22 protein-coding genes are annotated in these 22,359 nt (G+C 40.2%); all 22 read right to left on the bottom strand.

Annotation, left to right across the window (positions count from 1 at the left end):
• Positions 1-43: 43 nt before the first annotated feature.
• Entirely contained in the window at positions 44-595 is a 552-nt protein-coding gene (locus CWM22_06365) for a hypothetical protein (GenBank protein ID AUC91545.1), read from the bottom strand.
• Positions 579-770 (bottom strand): calcium-binding protein, encoded by a 192-nt coding sequence (locus CWM22_06360; GenBank protein AUC91544.1) that lies wholly within the window; start codon positions 768-770, stop codon positions 579-581. Before CWM22_06360 ends, CWM22_06365 begins: the two co-directional genes overlap by 17 nt.
• Positions 771-5,666 carry a glucan-binding protein gene (locus tag CWM22_06355; protein AUC91543.1) on the bottom strand — a complete coding sequence of 1,632 codons (4,896 nt, stop codon included), beginning with the start codon at positions 5,664-5,666 and terminating at the stop codon, positions 771-773. It abuts the gene before it with no gap.
• Positions 5,663-5,953 carry a hypothetical protein gene (locus CWM22_06350; GenBank protein ID AUC91542.1) on the bottom strand — a complete coding sequence of 97 codons (291 nt, stop codon included), beginning with the start codon at positions 5,951-5,953 and terminating at the stop codon, positions 5,663-5,665. The genes CWM22_06355 and CWM22_06350 overlap by 4 nt, the downstream gene beginning before the upstream one ends.
• Positions 5,954-6,007: 54 nt before the next feature.
• Positions 6,008-7,018, bottom strand: coding sequence for a DNA-binding protein (locus tag CWM22_06345; protein AUC91541.1), 1,011 nt, complete (start codon positions 7,016-7,018; stop codon positions 6,008-6,010).
• A gap of 137 nt (positions 7,019-7,155) precedes the next feature.
• On the bottom strand, positions 7,156-9,957 hold the full coding sequence (locus CWM22_06340; GenBank protein ID AUC91540.1) for a CHAP domain-containing protein: 2,802 nt from the start codon (positions 9,955-9,957) through the stop codon (positions 7,156-7,158).
• Between the two features lies 1 nt (position 9,958).
• Positions 9,959-12,289 (bottom strand): AAA family ATPase, encoded by a 2,331-nt coding sequence (locus CWM22_06335; protein AUC91539.1) that lies wholly within the window; start codon positions 12,287-12,289, stop codon positions 9,959-9,961.
• Positions 12,267-12,620 carry a PrgI family protein gene (locus CWM22_06330; GenBank protein ID AUC91538.1) on the bottom strand — a complete coding sequence of 118 codons (354 nt, stop codon included), beginning with the start codon at positions 12,618-12,620 and terminating at the stop codon, positions 12,267-12,269. Before CWM22_06330 ends, CWM22_06335 begins: the two co-directional genes overlap by 23 nt.
• A 61-nt stretch (positions 12,621-12,681) precedes the next feature.
• Positions 12,682-13,536 carry a conjugal transfer protein TrbL gene (locus tag CWM22_06325; protein AUC91537.1) on the bottom strand — a complete coding sequence of 285 codons (855 nt, stop codon included), beginning with the start codon at positions 13,534-13,536 and terminating at the stop codon, positions 12,682-12,684.
• A gap of 18 nt (positions 13,537-13,554) precedes the next feature.
• The gene (locus tag CWM22_06320; GenBank protein AUC91536.1) at positions 13,555-13,797 is read right to left on the bottom strand and encodes a hypothetical protein; all 243 of its coding nucleotides are present in this window, start codon (positions 13,795-13,797) and stop codon (positions 13,555-13,557) included.
• Positions 13,798-13,814: 17 nt separating this feature from the next.
• Positions 13,815-15,632: a conjugal transfer protein TraG gene (locus CWM22_06315; GenBank protein ID AUC91535.1), complete on the bottom strand. Its 1,818-nt coding sequence runs from the start codon at positions 15,630-15,632 to the stop codon at positions 13,815-13,817.
• Positions 15,632-16,120 carry a hypothetical protein gene (locus tag CWM22_06310; protein ID AUC91534.1) on the bottom strand — a complete coding sequence of 163 codons (489 nt, stop codon included), beginning with the start codon at positions 16,118-16,120 and terminating at the stop codon, positions 15,632-15,634. The genes CWM22_06315 and CWM22_06310 overlap by 1 nt, the downstream gene beginning before the upstream one ends.
• 76 nt (positions 16,121-16,196) lie before the next feature.
• Entirely contained in the window at positions 16,197-16,781 is a 585-nt protein-coding gene (locus CWM22_06305; GenBank protein ID AUC91533.1) for a CPBP family intramembrane metalloprotease, read from the bottom strand.
• A gap of 2 nt (positions 16,782-16,783) precedes the next feature.
• A complete protein-coding gene (locus CWM22_06300) occupies positions 16,784-17,017 on the bottom strand; it encodes a transcriptional regulator (protein AUC91532.1) in 234 nt (77 codons plus the stop codon).
• Between the two features lie 8 nt (positions 17,018-17,025).
• Positions 17,026-17,409: a hypothetical protein gene (locus CWM22_06295; protein ID AUC91531.1), complete on the bottom strand. Its 384-nt coding sequence runs from the start codon at positions 17,407-17,409 to the stop codon at positions 17,026-17,028.
• 10 nt (positions 17,410-17,419) lie between these two features.
• The gene (locus CWM22_06290; protein AUC91530.1) at positions 17,420-17,848 is read right to left on the bottom strand and encodes a hypothetical protein; all 429 of its coding nucleotides are present in this window, start codon (positions 17,846-17,848) and stop codon (positions 17,420-17,422) included.
• Positions 17,832-19,187 carry a DNA (cytosine-5-)-methyltransferase gene (locus CWM22_06285; GenBank protein ID AUC91529.1) on the bottom strand — a complete coding sequence of 452 codons (1,356 nt, stop codon included), beginning with the start codon at positions 19,185-19,187 and terminating at the stop codon, positions 17,832-17,834. The genes CWM22_06290 and CWM22_06285 overlap by 17 nt, the downstream gene beginning before the upstream one ends.
• A 51-nt stretch (positions 19,188-19,238) precedes the next feature.
• Positions 19,239-19,334 carry a hypothetical protein gene (locus tag CWM22_06280; protein AUC91528.1) on the bottom strand — a complete coding sequence of 32 codons (96 nt, stop codon included), beginning with the start codon at positions 19,332-19,334 and terminating at the stop codon, positions 19,239-19,241.
• A gap of 1 nt (position 19,335) precedes the next feature.
• Entirely contained in the window at positions 19,336-20,154 is an 819-nt protein-coding gene (locus CWM22_06275) for a replication initiator protein (protein AUC91527.1), read from the bottom strand.
• A gap of 2 nt (positions 20,155-20,156) precedes the next feature.
• Positions 20,157-20,324, bottom strand: a complete 168-nt coding sequence (locus tag CWM22_06270; GenBank protein AUC91526.1) for a hypothetical protein — start codon at positions 20,322-20,324, stop codon at positions 20,157-20,159.
• 262 nt (positions 20,325-20,586) lie between these two features.
• Positions 20,587-21,795, bottom strand: a complete 1,209-nt coding sequence (locus tag CWM22_06265) for a site-specific integrase (protein AUC91525.1) — start codon at positions 21,793-21,795, stop codon at positions 20,587-20,589.
• Positions 21,788-22,036, bottom strand: coding sequence for a DUF3173 domain-containing protein (locus CWM22_06260; GenBank protein ID AUC91524.1), 249 nt, complete (start codon positions 22,034-22,036; stop codon positions 21,788-21,790). The genes CWM22_06265 and CWM22_06260 overlap by 8 nt, the downstream gene beginning before the upstream one ends.
• Positions 22,037-22,359: the final 323 nt, after the last annotated feature.

The following is a 22,359-nucleotide window of genomic DNA, read 5'->3' as shown; positions in this document are numbered from 1 at the left end:
CCCATCAAAAAAAGAGCTGAGATTCTTTTCTCAGCCCTTCGTTTTAGTCTAGGACCAAGGCTCGTTGGTCTTTTTCTTGCGGAATACCTTCCATTACAGTTGCCACATAGTGTTGTAAGAAATGACTTTTCTGGTCTAGTAAATCTTTTTGCAAGGCAAGGTGAACCAAATCTCCAAAATAATCCTGACTGGAAATAGCCAATTCCTGTTGAATCATGTCCTGTAAGGTTTCAAGGCTAAGTGGTGAATAATCGTCACTATCCAAAACCTCATACTGTTCCAAGGTGTCTGAAAGACTATTTGAAGACATCAGATCCATAATAAAACTAGAGCCTTCCCCTGTTCGGTACAACTTTTCTAGAATGTCAGTCATATCTGCCTGTACTTCATCCTGATAACTATCAACTTTAACTCGTAGCTCATCACTAATCAAGGATAGGTCATCTTCATCCATATAATCTTGATAAACCTGATTGAGGATTGTTCTATCAGAAATACTTAATTCCAAAGAGAGAAAGGCCTTGATAAACTCTTGGTAATCGACCTTCTCCATTTCAGACAAAGCCTCTTTCATGGTGTCAAAGTTCCAAGCCATCACACAACTCCTTTTGTGGGACTAGTGGTGAATGTCCAGATTGTAGCTCCTCTAAATCAGCTTGACCATCACCATCTGTGTCAACAGACTGCGGATTGGTTCCCAAAGCCAGTTCCTGAGCATCTGTCAAACCATCTTGGTCTGAATCCTTTTCATAAATAGTTTTTGGATTCATCTACTTCTCCTCCTTTTTCTTCAGTCCATAAGCCGTACCAAGTAGAATACCAGCTCCAATCAAGCCCAAAAGGGATTCCTGTTCCCCTGTATTTGGCAAAATATTTGCTGGAACAGGCGGTTCAATAGTCTCAATTGGTGGTTGAGGTGGTGTGGGTTGATTTGGACTTGGTTCTTCAGGTTGAGGTGTATGTGTTACAACTGTATTTGAGCTGATGACATAGCCATTCACTGTATAAAGGTAGGTATTCTCCACCTGACCAGTCGCAATCCGTTTCATCTGCAGGTAAACATCTGCCTGAAAGGCTGAATCATCAGAGATAGTCTCTAAGAAGGATTTATCAAATGAAATTGACACGAGGCCATTTTCTGTATCCACCTGTTGCAAGGTATATTTCGTGACTTCTGTCCCCTCTTTTAAGACAGAACCATCTTTGAGGATGACATCCGTCATCAGATAGCTGCGATAAACACCATTATACTCATCATGCTTTTCATCATAGTTATCTTCAAAACCATATTCAAATAAATCAGTCGCACGATTGCTTGGAATCAATGCTCCAACCAAGCGATAGTTAAAGGTTTGATACAAGGCCACTTCTTTCCCGTCAAGGCTCTCATCTTTATGAGACAAGTCAATCACCACATCTTTTTGTGGGTCTAGTTTGGGAACATTATTGACCACTGTTTCCGTGACATAGGCCAAGCCAAAATCAATCTGATAGGCTGTATTTTCATACTGACCACCTGTTTTGGTCAACCCATTTTTTACCGTCATCGGAAGCGTGACAACTAAGGTTTGACCAGTCTTCACATAGGTCTCATAAAAGGTTTTGGGATCATCGCTGCTAAGGACCTGAATGGCTCCTTTAGGTGTAAACTGACGTTTAGCCATGGCATCTTGAACAACTTTCGGAGCTTCTGACAAACTAGCGTAGGTGCTGACAGAGATACCAGATACACGATTGCCATCCTTATCCAAAACTTGAATGCCATCAGGAATTAGGGTAAGGGCTTCTTCTGGGTAATCGTCTACCATGTAAAATCCCTTGGCAAGAACATCATCCGTCACGACCATGTCCTTGTATTGACTGTAATCCAAGACAATTTTGTAATAATTGACCGTATTCGGAAGAACAGTCTTTCCATCAATTGAAATACCTTCTTGATTGGTATTAGACTTATGTGGAGTTACTTTAGGGACAAAATTGGTCACCGTGTTGGTTTCATAGGCTTGCCCAAAGTCCACCTGATAAGCCACGTTTTCATAAGACTTCCCTGAATTAAGCATGGTTTCCAAAACCGTCATCGGAGTGACAATGGTAATATTCTCCCCCTTGGTCACATAAGATTCAAAAAAGACTTGTGGGTCCTCAGGCATGAAAACTTGAAAAGCTCCTTTAGGCTGAATTTTTTGTTTCGAAAGGGCTGCTTGTAGCGTTTTAGGAGCTTCTGATAATTGAGAATAAGCCTTCACCGTGATTCCTGAAACTGTTTTGCCATCAGATGTGACAAACTGAATAGCTGCTTCATCCGGCAATAAAGCTTCTTCTGGATAATCATCCACAAAGTAAAAACCTTGTGCAATCTGAGAGTTGTCTGCTTTCATCCCTCGGTATTGGTCCAAGTCCCATGAGAGAGTATAGTGATTTTGAGTTCCCACTAGCATGGGCTTCCCATTGATGTCTACTTTGTCTTTATTGAGGTTTTGTTTCTTGGGTACTGGAGAAACAAGGGTGTTGGTCACTTCCTTAGTTTCATAGCCATTGCCGAAATCAACTTGATAAGCCTTGTTTGTATAGGTCTTAGTTTGACCATAGAGACTATCTTTCACCGTCATTTTGGTCAAAAGAGCTAAAGAAGTTCCTGTTTGAACATACTGGTCATAAAAGGCTTGGTTGTCATCCGGCAAAAAGACTTGAAAGGCACCTGTCGGTGTAATCTTAGCACGAGCTAATTTAGCTTGAAGGTCTTTAGGAGCTTCATTTAGTGAAGCATAGTTTTTAACCGTTATTCCTGATACCTTCTGACCATCAAGGGTTGTAACAGCCGTGCCATTTTCCACCACATCGAGCACTTCCTCTGGGTAATCGTCCACAAAGAAGAAGCCTCGTGCAATTGTCTCTTTAGCAGAACGATCTCCCTTATACTGGTCCAAATCCCAAATCAATCGGTAGTGGTTGGTTGTGCCAAGGGCTACGACCGTGTCATTAATGAGGACACCATCCGCATTTTCATTGTTTTTATCTGGTGTAATGAGTGTGGTTGTCTCCCCATCACCTGGTGTACGAACCGTTACAACATTTGAAGTGACTGTGTAAGTATTGGTTGTGCCCTTGTTCAAAAGGAGTTTGTAACTATTGGAATAGGTGGCCCCATCATTTTGAACAGAACCATAGAGTTTTGGAGCGGTCAGTTGATAAACCTTGGTTAAATCTTTATTTACCTCCTGCAACAAGTTTTCCTTTGCGGTCAAGGTCACAAAATTCTTAGTCACATCAAAGCTAAGGATATAGTTTCCATTCTCTTTTTGTGTTGTTTCCTTATCAAATAGGTAACCAGCAGGCAAGTAGTCCTCAAAAATGAGACTAGTCGTTTGGGCACGATTGGGCGATAAGGCATCAACTGTTAAGGGATAAATCACCGTTGAATCTTTTGCGACAGTTTTCTCATGAAGATTAGCTTGGTCGCTATTGACCACTTCTTTCATAATCTCTGGAGTAGTCGTCAAACGATAAGAGTGATAATGAACTGTCGGTACTTGTGGTGGAGTCGGAAGTTCTTTTGGAGTAGGATTAACAGGTAAGGTTACTTTGGTCAAGGTCAGACTAGGCTGCACCACCTCTTCCAAAGGTTTTGGCGTGAAGGTCACAGGCTTTTCTGGTGTAAATGTTTTAGGAGTAAAGACATCTGGTGTTACCGTAATAGGTTCTGGAATGGGTTCAAGTTCCACCGTTACATGAGGTTTGGGACTATATGGTGTTACAGTACGTGCCACTGGTAGGGTATTTAAGGCAAACCAGTAAGACAATCCAACATTCTGTGGCATATCGCCTTGGCCAAAGGTTACTGTGTAGGTATTTCCTGATGTAACTGTTGAGACAATTGCTCCTTTATAAGCATAACGACTTGATGTGGTATCCCATTCCTCAGGTAAATTCAAATCACTTGCACGGTTGGAACCCAAAGAACGTGCTAGACCTTCATTAGTCACTTGAACGGTTGAACCATTAATCGGCACAAATTTCCCAGATGAATCTTTGACATATTCTAGACCAATGTCATTATGATTGAGGGAAGAGTGTGTGAAGACTCCTGGCTTTTCTTTGGAGAAGGAAACTTGTGAACCGTCTTCCAAGAAATACTTGGCAACTACACGAAACTCCATCTTGTCTGTTCGCCAATCACCGTTTCCGTCATTTCGATAGGCAATGAAGCCCTCGGTAGGATCATTTGGTACAACCAATTTCACGGTATCGGTTCCAGCTGGTGATACAAGGTTGGTAATATCGTAAGTCACTCGACTAATCTTTTTCCCATCAAATCGTGCATGTTGAAGATTTTGATAGCTAAAACTAAGGGTCTCACCTGTTTTGAAGCTATCATAGACAAAGAATCCTGTTGAATCCAAAATTCTTGAGTAGCCACCCAGCAAAGCATCGCCAGTTGAAATAATCTGATCAGGATTTCGGGTATTGCCTCCATGTTGTGCTTGTGGCTCACCGTTATTGAGATTGAGGGCTTGAGCAAGGGCTTCAGAAATATAACCTTCTTCACCTTTTGAAATCTCGGCCAAATCACGTTGATAGCGTTCCAATTCTTTGGCATTATAGGCATCGATCGCTTCATTCTCTTTTCTGGCTGTGGCTTCTTTTTCTTGATTTCGTTTAGTAATGGCTTCAATCTCAGCTGCACGATCTGAAACTATTTGTTGTTTCTCCTGATTATCTTGATCTACTGCGGCTTGACCTGTACGGTTTTCAGCATCAACAGCTGCTTGACCAGCCTGATTACGCCTTTCAATGGCTTCATTATCTGCCTTTGCCTTAGCAAGTCCAGCTTCATTTTCTTTTTGAATGGCCTGGTTTTTCGCAACAATATCATCTGCCTTGGCTTTCTTTATTAGATAATCCGCTACAGCTTGTTCGTTAGTTGATTGAATGCTTTCAACACCCTTGCCATAGTTTGTATAGTCAAGTACAGATGTCCCATTTCTTGATGAAACTACTTGTTCTTTTACTGTCACATCAGCATCTGCATACCGAGTTTTTAGGTCATTGACTTTAGAATCAACCCAAGCATTTGTCTCTTTACCAGTTTGGTTGGCCCCTTCGTAGGCCTGTGACAGCTCCTTATTTTCTTGTTCAATGCGGGCTTTATTCGATTCGTATGTCGCTTTGTCAGCTTTGTAGGTTTCAGTAACTTCATTGATAGCCTCAACTTGGTTTTGGGCATCTTCTTCTGCTTTTGAAATTTGTGGGTTGGTTTCTGCCGCAGAAGTTGTATTTCCTAAATCCATTGGACTATCTTCAACCGTAGAAACACCTTCAGCCTTTGCTTCTTCAACTGCTTGTATTACCGTATCATGTGGTACGGTAACAGCAATCGCTCCATTAGATTGTCCAGTTAACGCTAAACTTTCAGTTTGTTCAGATACAGGGTTTGGCTGTGCTTCTGGTAAATTTGTGGCTGGATTCTCCGTTCGTTGAATGGTTGTGTCAACTGATGGTGTCACTTCATCAGCATGTGCAACCGTTCCTCCCCAAGCAACAACAGCCGTCACCATGGTTCCAAGGGCAACGGAACATAAAGTACGATATTTTTTACTCTTGCGAAAGACGTGTTTCTCGCCTTTTTCCTGATTGACAAGAAAGTGATGATTACATGTTTTGGTCATAAATAGTCCTTCTTTTCTTTTTTATGTAGCAACAAACTGTCACTCTTTATTAGATACGAGGGCGTTATGCGAGCATGACAAAAATAGGAGTTTTGACGAAGAACTTTCCGTTCTAGGAGAAACTCTCTTTTTTGTACAGCTCGTAGCCCAAGTTCAATACCATCATAAAAAAGAAGGCTTGATTTTGTTATCACAATCAGTTCAGGGAAAAGAAAAAAGCTATCGGAAGCACAACCGATAACCTCTGAAGAATACTTAAAAATAAAAAAAGAGGAGGACTGACGCATCAGACCCTCCCAGACGTGACTAGCACGCCCCAATTCGATACAACAATAATACCATTAATTTCGTTTTTCGTCAATAAATTTACTTAATTGTTGAATCGATGTTTTTCTATTTGTACTGATAATCTTAAAGAGAATATCACGATTATTGAGGGAAACATCAAATCGTTCAACAATTTCATTGAATTGATTGATATAGTTATTGAGGACTACTGTGTCAAATTTTAAAATGTTCAAAGTCCAAATTAGTAGAATGAAATAATCTTCAATGAAAACACAAGTAAATGTCGATAATCCTAAATCTTGTTTTATCTGTTTTTTGAGTGCTTTAGATACACCGCTTGAGAAATTAGCATCAAAAATCGCACTGTTATGCATGGTAGCATTCCTTAACTCAATAAGAGCGTTGACAACTAACTCGAGAGAGTTTGACCTATTTGGAATAATCGTGAAATCTTGATTCAATTTTTCACGACTTGACTTAGTTAAACTTCCTAAAAATCTACTAAACTGTCCTAAAGTAATAACTTCAAAATAAGCCCAGAGAGGAATTTGATAATCACTTTTTAAATAATGCTTAATGACCTCATTTTTATCTGAGTAATAGTCAATTGTATCCAGTACATTTTGTCTAGTTTCATTATACTGATCGAGTTTATTACCATATTTTTCATGGTCTTCAGGATAGTCCATGTAACAAGCTAATTGATGTTCTAATATATCTTCTATCCCACTACTAGATTCTGCGACTATTGAATCGATAGTCCGATTTTTTAATGCTGTCTCTACAAGCATTACTATTGGATAAAATAGTCCTTTTAACTCCATATCAAAATTGTAGATTGCTTCAATTTCCTTAAATGAAGAAAGGGGCAGAATCCCATCTGAATTGGATTTTTTAACGAATCTATATCGTTTATAACCATGATAATATCCCATATTTAAGAGTGTGACAGAGTCACCATCTTGAATATCTATTTTATGATTTTTAAAGATATGGTTAACTAGATCCCCAGAAGTTAAACCAGTTTTCGACTCTTTTTTCATTTTTTCAATAATTGTTTCCATTAAAATATTCAGTAACCTCTCCTTAGTATTATATCATATCACTAAACTTATCAAAGTAACTAAAAGGTAGAATTTCTTACGAAATATTTGCAAAACAATATGCTAACAAATCCAATTATTGTTAGCATATCCTTTTTTTATTTCGTCGTATAAGCAAAACTCAAACTACTATCCACTCCAGATAATTTACGGAAGGTGTAGTTGGGATTGCCATTGTAATTGGTTTCGGAGATAAGGAATGAGCCATCTGGGTAAACTTTTTCGACGAAAGCCACATGTCCGTATTCTGTTGGTGTACCATGTCCTCCTCCCGCAAAGGAAAGAATAGCTCCAGCTTGTGGACTTGTCCCTGTCTCTCCACCGAGACTTGCGGCTGTACGAACCCAATCTTGGCCATTGCCCATGGTACTGATAATTGGAATCTTCTCACCATTCTTACCTTTGAGTTTTAGCCCCAGTTGGTTGATACGGGCTGCAACTCCCCAAGTACATTGGCCGTAGGCATACCCCATACCGTCACCACCTCCTGGAACAGAGTTTTCAAAAAGGTCTCCTCGTACAGCTTCAAGTGCTTTGGGATCACTTTGTGCTGTCCCACCGTTGGGTTGACTAAAGCCTTTTTCAATTTGGTAATACCACTCACTTGCTCTTGTCTGACGTTCAAGTAGCTTATCACCACTATTTCCTTCCCAGTAAATGAGAAATAGTTGGGCAAGACTAGCTGGACTACCTGTATTTTTGAAGAAGTCCTTTAACCAGTTGGTGTAATAAGAACTATCCCCATGCAACATGAAATCCAGTTGTAACCCTAAGTCATACCACTTTTGATGTTTTCCTTTGGCATATTCGAGCAATAAGGTATGTCTGCGTGACCCATCCGCGGTATCTGTCCATTGGCCTAAGCCTAAACCACGTTTGAGAATATTTGGGTAACGCCCATTATATATAGTTGGACCATTGAGTGAAAGCCAGCCCTCATCATCCCACGAACCGTCTGTCGCACCAATAGGGGGAGATAGATAGTCGCCCTCCGCACGCTTGGGATTAATAGAGGATTCTACCGACCAATTTCCTAGAATGGCTGCGATAGCTTGATTGGTCGCACCTTTGCTTTTAAGATAGTCATAAATTGCCTTGGCTCTCTCGAACTCATCGCCGCCAAACTGACCGATAGTTGGAAGAATGGTGGTCTGAACCTGGATCACTTTTGGAAAGTAGAAAGCTGGATTGACATAGACCAACTTATCCGTGTCATCATCAACTTTTTGATAGGTGACTTTTAGACCCGTTCCGTCTTTGGTCTGACCAATAATATCTCCTGCCAAGACATGTTGATTTTCACTCACTCGACCTGAATGAATGCCAAACAAGGTTAGTTTAGTCTTATTCACTCCCTTACCAGATGTCAAAACAACGTTCTCTCCATCAAGAGATACCTTGCCATCCATCGGAGCTACAATGACTTGACCTTCTTTCGCTTCTAAGATGATATGGTGATGAAGCGTTGGTTTCTCATCAATGACCTCATACCCATATCGGTAGGTCATGCTTAAGCTATCCTCGTCAGTCTGTCCCTGAAAGGGATTGTCCAATTCTTGAAGGGCTAGATAGTTGCCTTCTTCGATCAATTCCTTTAGCTCTTCCTGGTCCTCATCAGACAGCTTGTAAGTAGGTTCTTTATATAAGTCAGACATGGATTTAATAGAATCTCCACCATCTAAGTCTGTCCACACTTGACTGAGAAACGCTTTGTAGGTCACACCACCTGTTTCCATGAAATCGTCAAGCTTGTAGTCTTGGTATTGATGATTCATGTAAACCATAATCTCATCAATCTTGGTGTAGTAGGCAATCCCTTTTTCATTGGTTCTCGTATGTTCCGCATCTTCCCACGTCATGTGGGTATAGGCCTTGGTCAACTCCATCTCATCTTGTTGAATGACACTACTACCTGAAACACTCATGAAAAAGCTCATCATCAAAAGGAGTATCAAGAGAATGCCTGAGACAATCCAAGTCAAAGGATTTCCCGCAAGGACAGAAAAGAAAGTCACACTTCCCTTAATGGCTTGGACGATTCCTTTGATACCTGCGACACTTTGTTTTCTCACATGCTTTAAAAAGGTTTGGTAGCGTCTTCTTGGTTTAAGAGGTTTCTGGCGTGTGAATCCTTTTCCCTTTTTGAAGTTCTGGAATCGTTCCTTTCCATGAGAAAATTTTGTTTTGGTAAACCTCACACCAGTCTGTCCACTTTTTACTGCCACCTTACCTGCTTGATAGGTTAACCTGCCATAGCGTCTGACTTTCAGGCTAGTATCCTTTAGGGTTCTAAGTCCATCTAATTCATCATCCTGTGATACCAAGTCAAGGGATTCAGATGCAACTAAGCCTAATCCAACTTTGACTTTGGTAGAGTTTTTCTTAGTCTTTTGGACTTTCTTGAGTTGTTTAACCTCACGCTTGGCAAAACTTACGTCTTTTTCTGCACTTAGCCGATCAAATGATTTTTCTTGGTGAAACTGAAAGCGAGACTTCAGGGAAGGATTTTCTTTTTGGAAAGTAAACTTGGGATTAACTACCTGCTGTTTCTCACTTAGTTTCACTTCTGACAGATGTTTTCTTGCCGTCCGCAAACGTTCTTGAGCTTGCGGAAGTCGATAGTTTTTGATTTCCTTTACCTTCAACAGTCTAGGAGAAACATAGGTAATTTCCTTTATGAACTTCTCTTCTGCTTCCTTTTGGCTACTGAGTAGATTTCCTTTTAACTCTGTTTTCTTATCTTGAAACAGAGAATTTTGGGCTGATTTTCGAAATCGTCCTTTTTTAGGAACAGTCTGTCTTAAGGTCCTAACTTCTTTCCGATAATGCATACGGGCTGATTTTAAGTTGCTTCGAAAGTTTTGCCTAGCCTGTTTGACTAGCTTTTTATCCTCTTTCATCTCATGTCCTCATTTTTTCAGGGTCCGTACTCATGATATCAAAGAGCTTGGTGTGTTGTGGAATCTTATTCTTGAATGGAACAACGGTTGAACCAGCCTTGATTAGTCCAGCCCCTTTTTCAGGATTGACCAAGTATTTCTCCAATTCCTTGGAAAGTCCAAGCATATGTACCAATTCTTCGCGATCGCTCTTAGCCTGTTTTAAAAGAATCATAAACTCGCTATTGGCAATAATGCGTCTGCCGTTGGCATCCAATAGAAGTGTCTCCACATTTTGAGTAATGCCTGTCGGTATCGCCCCATACTTACGGACACGACTCCAAAGTTTGAAGAAGAAATCAGAGGCATATTTGTCCAATAAGAGTAACTGCATTTCATCAAAGTAAATCCAGGTCTTCTTCCCTAGCTTTTGGTTTTTGACCACCCGATTCCAAATCTGGTCAAAGATAACCATGAGGGCAATTTGTTTTAATTCATCGCCTAACTTTTTGACATTGTAAATCAGGAAATGACTGTCTGTTTTAATATTGGTCCGATGTGAAAATATGTCCAGCGACCCTTCCACATAGAGTTCCATATCTAGTGCCAAGTCCTTAGCTTCCTGTTCAGGTTGTTGGGATAAGACAAAGACCCACTCGACCAAAGACGGTGTCTCAAAATGCTTATAGGTGAGTCGTGTCACACGGTCAATCAAGGACTTCTCACGACCATCCATTTTGCGATCCAAGAGCTTCCCAATCCAAGACAAGAGAAATTCGGATTTGACCTTAACTGGGTCCTCATCCATATTCTCATCAGATAGATCTAAGACATTTAAGAAGGTAGTGGAATCTGGAGCAATATCAATACTCTCCCCACCAAAGGCTTGACCGATAATGCTGTACTCGTTTTCTGGGTCAACAATAATAATTTCAGTATCGCAATCTGCTTCCTTGAGCTTAGTAGAGATGATTTCATGTTTTGTCGCCATCCCTTTGCCAGCTCCAGAAGTCCCTAAAATCAAACCTGACGGAGTATTTAACTTACCACGGTCAATACTGATGATATTACTTGAGATTTGATTGATGCCATAAAATTTCCCACCCTTGTCCTGAATATCAACGGAAGTCCAAGGTGCATTCACGGCAATGTTTGAAGTCAATAGAGACCGAGAAACACCCTCGAGATAGTTCTTCCCAAATGGCAAGAGACTATTAAAGGCTGCTTCTTGCATATAGGTCAAGTTATCGATAATCATATCATTAGACCCTGCCACTTGCTTGATAATATCAAGAGATTGTTTGAGTTGGTCTTCAGTATCCGCCAGCACGCCAATTAGAAATACGGTGTCAAACAGTTTATCTCCTGTTTGAGTCATGGTTTGAAGAAGAGCCTCAGCTTCATCAATATTGTTTTCAAGAACATGCCCGACCTTCTCCAAATAGATTCCAGTCCGAGCCATCTTTTGTTGTTCCCCAATCTTTTGCGATTCCATCAAGGTCTTCTTGGTTCGTAGCTTGGTCATGGTTTCAGACTTGGTAGAGCCTTTAGCATGTAGGCTAATCATCACTTCCAAATCTGACTGCATGAGGTCACGAATAAATTTATCCCCTAGCTCCATACCGTAATCACGAACATAGACAATCTGTAATAATCGATCGTCCAATTCAATATGATTCTTGTGTTTAAAGGAAAGGTAGGTTGGGGCAATAAAGTGTTTGGTAGTTTGACCTGAGAGGGTCAAATCCTTGTAAGAGAACGGTAAATGATTTTCACCTCGCAACATATCCGCAAGGACATTCACTCGCTCCTCTCCACCAAGTAAACCAAGAGCCACATCAATCTCTGAAAAGCCACTCTTGAAATATTCCCCAATCTGTGACAGAGAACGAAAAGCTACTTTTGGTGTTTGGTCGCTCTTGCCAAATGAAAGAAACTTGACGGCTGAAAAGTTGTTCTCACCCGCCTCTAAGTTGGCATCCATCATGCGATTCAATTCATCACGATAAGCATCAAACCCATCTTCCTGCAAGGGATAGAGAATACTCTTACGGAATTTTTCCAAATTAACTTTTTGATTGAAAATGGTCAGTTGGAAATTGGTCTGATCATCCAGTGAATTGATTAAATCGGAATATTTCTCCACGATAGCTCCCTTATCATCTAAGCCAACTGTTTGATAATTGACATCTCCTAAGAGATAGGTTTGTGAGAAATAACTTGGACTGATCTGCATAAGGCCATTCTGAAAAAGCCCTTGATAGGCTAACGTATTTACGGTAGAAGGTCTGATCTCCTGCTTCTGTGTTTTCGTCTTTTGCTTTTTGTCATTAGAAGAGGTCTTTGGTTTCATTGAGTGTTTTAATTTTTTCACGTTGGTCTCCTTTTCTTCCAGTAAATGTGCGGTCTGGCACCGTTAGTTCATAATGAAAACGGTACTTGAGGTAGATTTCAAATGGTAAATCATTAGGGCGATAGACCCCAAATAACATGAGTGGAATGGTAAAGCTAAAAACAAAACCATAGACAAACCAATCCCCAAATTGCCAGTAAAATAGGTTCAAGCCCAATACCAAAATGGTTATGGCGACGGCTGGAAATACAAAAATAACCTGTCTAGTTGTAAATCCCAGCCATGCCCTGTGTTGAACCTTTGAGATGTCCTTAAAGACACGTGTGTTCATAAATGTTCTCCAATCTAAATAAGCTATAAAAAGAGGAGGCGGGCAATTTACTCCCATCCTCCTACATCCCCAAAATACTTCGGGCGGTTCGTTGACTGCCAACTAAGGCAATGATTAACAATATGGCCTGTACCAAGCCACCAAACATAATGGCGAGTGATTCCATCACTCCAGCTCCATTTGATACGGCAATCTTTCCAGCCGATTCAAACAAGGGAACAAGAGATACAATTAGAAAAATCAAAATACCCTGAACGGCATAGACCATAATGTTTTTAAGGTAACCAATCCCAACACTTCTCCAGTCATCACTAAGGAAGGTCGGAATGGTAACAGGGGCAAAAGGAATCATCAGATAGAGTTGGATAAAGCGAATGGTAATCAAGATATTGACAACCATGATACTGGCCATTCGTACCAACCAAATGAGAATCGCAAAAAAGCCAATAATCATTTTTCCTACAATCCCAGATCCCTTAATGCCTGAGATGGTATCGTAATTAGTACCACCATTCGTGACAAGACCTGCCACTTGTTCAATAACATAAGAGGCAAGGGCAATAATGGCTTCCACAATAACCGTCGTATTGGTAATCACGACCGCGACCATGATGTAGCTGACAATCATAGGTGCCATGGCTTCGAAGGTCATTGCACCACCTGAGTTTGCGATTTTCTTGGCCATTTTTGAAAATTCGAGTACGAGAACAACCGCAAGAATAGCTACTCCCAAGGGCTGCATAATTCCCTTGGTAATGGCTGTCATGTAAGACCAAACCGTCGGATTAAAGTCCGCTAGTGACTTAACCAAGTTGGCGGTCGATTCTAAATCCACTTGAAACCCTTCAAAAAGGCTATCGCTAGATACTTTTTCAGAGGCTAAATATACAAAAGGTGACGTAAAATTCATCATCATGTCATGTGCAGTCCTCCCCTAAATGGTAATCTGAGTCACAAAAGCACCAGCGGCTCCCACCATGACCCCACCAACAATTTCTAGAATAGCATTTCGGACACCTGGTCCACCATCTTTAATATTGGTTGAAAGGTTGATAATGCCCATGACAACAAGAAAGGCTCCTACTGCAATTAAGCCTTTTTGTAATAGAGACATTGCTTGGGAGAACATGGAGCTGGCGTCCACTCCGTAAACAAAGCCTGTTAGTTTTTGATTCATATAATTCCTCATTTCTATTAATGTAGTGTCGTTTCTGTGCTTAAATCCCTTATTTTATGGCCTGACAAATCTACCTCTTCCTCAGCGGTTAGGGGATTGATATGATAGTGCCACCAGCGTTCATCGGTTTCCTTATCCGCAAGCCATTTCCAATTCTTATGTTTGAGCGGAAAATATTTCTTGGTTCGAAAAACAGGAACCCCTGCAATGCGTACAAGACACTCATCTCGTTTCATATTCCCGACTTCATCAGCCGTCATCAAGTCACGGGCAATTTTCTGGTGAGAGGTAGAACTTGAGCCAGTCTGCCCAAAAGAACGACTGGTACTTCTGACATCAATGGTTTGTTTGCCTAATAGACCACTCATAAATTTGAATGTTTCCTCGTCATTTCCACCCAAATAGAGGAGGCTGTCACAGTTCCCCAGTATAGTTTTCCAAGCCTCTTTTTCCTTATAAAGTCCTTGGAGTTGAGCAATATTTTGCAAGATTGGAACTAGACTCATGTTTCTAGAGCGAACTGTTGAGGTTTGTTCGGCAAAGTCTGGGATTTCTCCGACATTCGCAAACTCATCCAGATAGCTTCTAACATGAATCGGCAGTTGCCCTTTAAAGTCAACATCAGCCTGTCTGGTCAAAGTGGAGAAAACTGTAGAAAAAAATAAAGCAGATAGGAAACGAAAGGTCGTATCATTGTCTGGAATAACAAGATAGACCATGGTCTTTTGAGTGCCCCACGTTTTCAAATCCATAGTGTCTCTTTGCGTCAAATCAATCACTGATTGGATATTAAAGAGTGCAAACTTAGCGGTCGTCACAGCAATGACCGAATCCAAGGTCTTGTCCTTGTAGTTCTGAAAATCCGCCCAGTTTCTCATGGTAAAGTTCTCATGACCATATTTCTTAGCATAGTCTTCAAACAGGACTTCAAGAACACTTTTGTCCTGATTGTCTCCCTTTGATAAGAGTTTGATGAGTTTCCCAATCTCAGAAAAGGCTGGATAACGGCCACGCTTACGTCTTGCTTCCTGCTCTTGCTTGGAACTTCCTGGAGGATTGTAAAAATCCACCAAATAAGAGGCAATAGCTCTCACCAATGTCATGGAAGCCTCGTCCCAAAATGGATCACTGCGAGAACCAGACCCACGGGTATTGTTAAAATAGACCGTTAACATGCGGTTCAAATCATTCTCTGTTTCTACATAACGAAAGGGATTAAAACCGTCTGAATTGGTCATATTAACCAAGTCTAAAACCTTGACCTGATAACCGTTTTCTAAAAAGAGTTTACCTGTCTTCTCAGCCAAATGGTCTTTAGGATCTACGACAATATTGGAACAATTAAGTTGGATAAGATTGGGTTTAACAAATCGAAAGGTCTTGCCTGCCCCAGAACCCCCAATAACAATCAAGTTTTTATTTCGGTCAAACAGGGGCTTCTTCTTTTCCAACAAGGTTAGACGAACATCACGAGCCAAAATCGTGTCATTGAAAGGATTCTTACTGTAAAAGTTCCGCTTTTCCTTACTGGTTCCAAATCGTGCAGAACCGTATTCTTCCCCTTCTCGATAGACCTTCTGTCCTGTCGATACATAAAGATAGACTAGTGTCATCGTTAGAACCCCAAGGATAAAGGCAAGAAGAGATTTTTGAGTAAAAGCAAAAAGCCATAAAGGATTGAAAACCTGATTTAACCCCTCTCCTAAGAGGTAGGCAAATCGTTCCATAGGTGGGGCATTGGTTAAACTATCATAGAGTAGAGTTAGACGATGGCAGAAATAGCCAAAGGCGAGACCCAAGAGACCAAAGACAAATGCTTTTCGTCTTGAATACATTACAAGGTCACCTCCTTGGTTTTGACTGCCGAAGGTTCTGTCACTCTAATTTTCTCTTTGGCCAGTTCTATCTCTTGATCCAAGGTTTTATCAAAGGTTAAACCTTCTAGCTTCTCTGGATTAGACATCAGTTTCTTCAACAATTCATCCAAGTGATGATCAAGCAAGGTCTTATCCTTGGCATAAAAGTAGAGATAGTCTTTTTGCCAACTAATTACGATTGGCAGTTTTTCTGACTCCATCAACTCCTTAAATTTCTCCACATCGATTGGCTTATCCAGTATGTCTTTACTAACATCTATCGCTTCAATTGCGTAAGGGCTTTGAAGGAGTTCTTCCAGTTTTTGAACCCCAATCTTATAAGCTGAATCTTGGGCTAAGGCTTGCCTAGCCGACCATTCTAAGAGCTTTAAGAGGGTTCTGACTGTCAATAAACTACTTCTTTCCACGTATTGCATCGCTTGACGTTCTTGTTGTTCAGATGACATGGTGGCCTCCTCTTTTTTCGATTCCCTATCAAACATAAGGTGCTTCCATAATACGGAAGCACTCTTGATTTTGGTATCACAAGAAAGTTACGACATAAGCCAAACTATTCCAAAGTAAATGTAAGGCGATTGCCGTCATACAATCAGTTTTCAATCGAACAGCAGCCAAGGTCAAGCCAAGACAGCTATAGATGAGCCAACTCCCTATCTGATTGGGTCCATGGGATAGAACAAAGAAAAAACTGGTCACGCCTATTTGTAGAAGAGGGAATGTCAATTTTTCCCACAGCAGTTGCCTATAAACAATCTCTTCAAGGAGACTTGCATTTATTAGAAATAATAAAAAGATAATAGGAGGAACCTGTTTTCCTACTTGTAACAATACCGCTTGATTCCTAGTCTGAACTGAAGATAGGAAACTGATGAAAACTGCAAAAGCAACCATACACACAAAACCAAGAAGCAACCATCTTAGGCGATTTCTTAAGGTTATATTTTTTGCTTGAACAGTTTTATGACGGGCAATCTCTAAGCAAGTCACACTTAATAGGACCAATTGTAGCAAGACTATACCCTCTATTGTCAGATACTCTTTCAGGTATAAACTCACCAGAAGACCGTTTAGCTGTATAGCTAGATAAAACACCACTATCCTTATCATTGTCACCTCTTGAATAAATCTTCATAATCAATATCTAAGACTAGAACAATTCGCTCAACCCATCTAGTTTGTGGCATGAGACGATTCGATTTGTAATGCCGTAATTTTTGATAGAGGCGATTAAACTCACTTGGATAAACATATTGACCGTTGAATACTTTGCGAGCTAGTTCTGCCCAAGTGAGGTCTTTTTCTGCCAGAATGATTTCTAAATTATCCCAAAATCGTTCATTCATCTTCACACCTACCCTGTCACTTGTTTCATCAGGCTGGCCTGAAACAGTTCTTCTTTTACCTGTCTGGGAAGAAAGGTACGCACTTCGTCTAGCCCAATAGCTGGATAGACATGATTCTGACAGACAATGAGAGGCAACCGAAGATTCTGGTCTGGCTTTTGGAGAATGAGCTGAATCATCTCATTCAAACTTATCGAATATTGACGTTTAAAGCGAAGAAATCGTGGCGATAGCAACTCAAAACAATCCGTGGTTTTCGCAAAGAGTGACAGTAAGATTTCACGGTTTACATCACACGCTTTTATACAACGATAAGTCACACCATAGGTCGTCAAAATAGTTAGTAAATCTTGATTTGTATTGGCATTATTTCCTAGATATACCTCAATCATAGGCTCCTCCTTATAGGGTTAGGCTATTTTCAACTGTTTGTTCAAGAGTTGAGAAATAGCGACTCATATCAATGGGCATCCGTCCTTCACCAAAGCACTTGACCGTCACTAAAGTCGTTAAAATGCCATCCTTTCCTCTAGCAGAATAATGTTCACCAAAGGCACGAAAGGCCAGGTGATTGTCTTTCGTCAATAGTGTGTCTACACCATTTTTAATATCCCTAGTTTCCATAAAATCCGAAATCCGATGAAGATTGGATTCGTAGAATAGGGGATCATTCATCTCTTTGTGGTAATCATCTTCAAAAGTCACCTCAAAGTCACAATCAAAATTGGGGAGCGACAGTATCTTTTGTAATAACTGATTGGTCTCAACTTGGTGAATACGTTCCTCTAATTCAGTACACTCTAAAATACTTTTCTTATGTAGTAGGTTCATATTTTTCTTCCTCTTCCGTTCTTCTAAATTCTCTGGCAATGGCTTCAATAACTGTGACAGTCACGCTATTGCCGGCCTGTTTGTATAGTTGGCTCTTACTAGAAACACTTTCTGCTCTTTCATAAGCCCAGTCAGGAAAGCCTTGAAGTCTGAAACACTCTCTTGGTGTCAGTCGTCTTATTCTCAGGCGATAAAGTTTCCCCTCTAAGACAATGCCTGTGACTTCATACCACTTATCCTGTCGATATTCCAGAGCAGCAACCACCACTCCCATATTGTCTGAAGTTGTCAAGGTATTGGATATTCCCTTTCCCACACGTCCCCTACGTTTGGTTGAGGCTGGATAAGCCAGATTGACAGAGTCTCCAAGAGTTGCCTTTGCGTACCCTGTTTTTGTGGCTTCCTTGATTTTCAGAAATGGTAGCTCCTCCCTCAGCAAAATCTTTGGCACCTTGTCTCCACCTTGCATGGTGGTCAAGGTCGGTGATAAGCCAGAAATGTCAAATACTCTACCGGTCTGGTCAAAGCTAGTCGGCAGATTTCCTGCGACAACAACCCCGTGTTTGTCTTGACTGGTCAAAGTAAACATAGGGTCTTGATTATCCTTAAATCGACGACCATGTTGGCGTTTTTCAAGTCTATCTGGTGTTAAGACTGGAATGGCGATTTTTGCTCCCTCTCCTTTACCTCTTGTTAGTGTAGGAGCAAGTCCATTCGTCAGATAGACTTCACCATTCAAACCACGTTTAGAGGGATTGATATTTCCTAGCCTTTCAAGATGAGCTGGGCTGTTTTCTCTTCTGAGAGGAAATATGAATCTGGAACGGTATCTTCTAGAATGTCCGATAATAAAGACCCGCTCTCTGTTTTGCGGGACTTGGAAGTCCTTACTGTTAAGCACCTGCCATTCGACATCATACCCCAATTCATCCAACGTGGAGAGGATTGTGGCGAACGTCCGTCCCTCGTCGTGATTGAGTAGGCCTTTGACGTTTTCCAAAAATAGAAAACGTGGTTGGATTTGTTTGGCCGCTCGAGCAATCTCAAAAAAGAGAGTCCCTCGAGTATCTTCAAATCCCAATCGTCTGCCTGCGAGTGAAAATGCTTGGCAAGGAAATCCCCCGCAGATGATGTCCACTTGCCCTCTAAATTGTCTAAAGTCATGGTCTGTGACCTCTTTAATGTCATGGTATTCTATTTCCCCTTCTGTGTTAAACATAGCTTTATAAGATGTTCTAGCGAATTTATCAATTTCACAAAAGCCCAGGCATTTATGCCCCTGTGATTCCATCCCTAGCCTAAAACCACCTATCCCAGCAAATAAATCTAAAAATTTCATTTTTCCTCTCTTTCCAACTAAAAAAGAGCCTTACACTTGTAAAACTCTTGCTTATATATGATCATCCATTTCTGGTGCACGGATGATTTCAACAATCAAAATGATGATAGAAATCAGATAGATTCCGCCTAGTATCCACCAAATCAACTTAATCACCTCCCTTTACTTCTTGTCGTCTCAGTTGCTTGGTCCACTCTGACAGCACACCATTAAATACATATTCAGCTATTACTTCCGCTGACCGAGCAAATCGCATATGTTCCAGAGCATACTGATAACGGTCACTAAAATAAATCATGGCATAGTCACTAGCCGACTGAGATAGACCTGTCTGTCTTAACTGGTCATGAACCAAACCCCAAATATAGTCTCGATCGTACTTGGTCACGCCATCGACTTTTGAAGTAAAGTTCTCTTCTTGTTTCTCATCTACTAGCTGCCTCTCCTCCTCGTCCTCAATAAGGAAATCACTCCCTTCAGTTTCACTATATTCAGTTTCACTTCCTTCAGTCTCACTAGGGGCTGAATTTAAGACCGGCCCCGTCTTTCTTTGAGCCCCCCCTAGTATTTTTTTAACACTAGCCCCGTCTGTATGTAAGACTGGGGTAGTTTCATGTTCCAATTCCCCCAAGTAAATTTTATTTGCCATTCGACCTCTTTCACTAGAGGACTGTTGGACTTCATCGATTAAGCCATATTCGCGTAAGGTTTTCTTGATAGAGAGTAGTTTTGACTTTGAACAGCCTAAAAGTGCCATCAGATTTGAATTGGAATAAATCAAATAAATAGCCCCATCCTCATCAATCCAACCTTTACTCAAAGACAGCTCCAACCTATCTTTTAAAACCGCGTAGGCTACCTTAACTTCCAGCTTCATATCCTTATAACGTTCACTCTCAAACAAGACTTTTGGGAGTTTATAATAACGCTCTGATGTCTGATATTGATTAGCGGTAATACGTTTCATGATTATCCCTCCAAGACTAAAAGTCCAACATTTCCGAATTCATCAAATCGGATTAAACCTACTTGTTCCAATTCATCAACCAGATGAGTTGCTTTCTCAATATCAACTCCTAAAATAGCCACGAGATGGCACATCACGATTTGGCGTGATGATTTTTCCTTCTTTTGCATGATTACCTCCAAAACGCAAAAAAAGGGGTAGACAATTTAATGTCTACCCCCCGAAAATTTATTAAAACAAAAATCCTGCCAAAGAATTTTTGGCAGGATTTTTGGCAGGAAACCAAATCAATTTATCAGTTTCTATCAATCGCTTATCGCTCTCAAAGACTGGTAAATAGGGATTCCGCAATCTAATTATGATGTGACTCTTATTTAAGAGTAACAGTTGCATTCATTCAATTTTTCCTTGTATTATCAATACTTTTCAAAACTAACCTTCTATCGTGGTGGGGTGTGTGGTGGGGTATGCTACAGTTTTATCTGATTTTGTTTTTGCCACTCCGCTTTGTTCTAACACTTCCTGAATTTGTCCACCAATTGTGTTGTCTACTTGATAATAATGTGAATAGGTGTTTAATGTAGTCGCTTTATCAATTCTTCCTGATCGATGTGATAATGCTACAACATCTAAATGTAAGACATTTATCATGAACGAATCATGTGAGTGTCTTAATCCTTTTCCTGTAATCACTGGAACACCTGCTTTAAGGGCATATCTTTTTAACATTCTGGATAAGGTGCTTTTTACCATTGGTTCACCAAAACGTGAAAGAATATAATTATCCTTTGAATTCGCAACTTGAATCTTTCTCCATTCAGACAATATCCGAACAGTTTCATCATCCAATGAAATATAACGCTTCCCTGCCTCTGTTTTAGTCTGTAATTTTCTTAGATATTGTCCTTTTCCAATCGCTTCTAGTGTTGATTGAACATGAAGTGTTTTTTTCTTAGCATTGAAATCGGACCAAATCAATGAGAATCCTTCACTTACTCGAACTCCGGTCATATAGTATAACCAAACTGTTACGAATCTTAAGTGGTCTTCATAATCTGTTAGGTCAAACTGGTTTATGACTTTTAAAAATTCTTCGTATGTCCAGAATTTTGTTTCTGGTCTTTTCCCTTTTGGGTTATCCAATGATTTACATGGAAACGATTTTATATACTCTAACCGCTCAGCATAACCTAATGATTGTTTAAACCTACACCACAGCTGTTTTGCGTAGTTAGGTGAATAATTGGCAATAATCTTAACTCGAAACTGCTCACACATTCTTGGTGTTATGTTTCTCAATTTTGTATCGCCAAATTCCTCAATAAATAATTCAAAATGAACCATTGCAGTTCGATAAGTCAGCCCTTGAACTGTTTGTTTATAGTATGGTAAAAATACACTGTTCATGAATGCCTTATAAGAAATATCATAATCTGCATATTCAAATTTATCATGATACTCTGCACGAACTCTGCACAATTCATTATACGCTTCTTTCTCAGTATCAAAAGGTTTACCCCACCTGTTTAAATAACTTTTATATCTTTGTCTTTTGCCAGTTATAGGATTTGCTTTAAATTCTGTTTGTATGTATATTCTACCTTTCTTATCTCTATTTACACCTTTATAGTTTTTAGTCATGGTTCTTCTCCTCGTATTCCACGAGCGAGAAACCTAGTAATTCTTCAACAATAGATAACGGTGCTAAGTCTAATCGCCTATTGTCGAATGGGGATTTACTTAATTTTACCGCATTTACACTATTTTTGTCTGCTACTTCAAATCTCTGAATTGCAATATTTTTTGCTTGTCGTATTATTTTTCTAGCTGTAGTTTTTGCAAAACCCAATTTCATTAATTCTTTGTGAGTTATTGTCTTCATAGATACCTCTATCTATCCGAAATGATTCGAATGCATGTTACTCCGAACTAAGTTTCACGACATTGGTGGGTTGATTTGGAAATCAACATAGGAATCTCACCTGCTCCATTTTTCGACTAGAGCCTGAACGTTCAGAAGTATCATTAACATTATTTGTGTCATGGCAAATTGGTTTCCAGTCAATTTTTGAACTAGATAGTTTCTCGCTCATATCATCGCGTATCTGGTTCAGCTGCTCGACAAATAAATAAAGTCCCACCTTGGTCTATTCAATTTTCAAGGGACATAAAGAAAACTCTTTCACTATATAAAGTGAAAAAGTT

The sequence above is a fragment of the Streptococcus suis genome, assembly GCA_002831545.1.
GTDB lineage: Bacteria > Bacillota > Bacilli > Lactobacillales > Streptococcaceae > Streptococcus > Streptococcus suis_P.
This window is presented reverse-complemented; position numbering and strand designations above follow the sequence as displayed.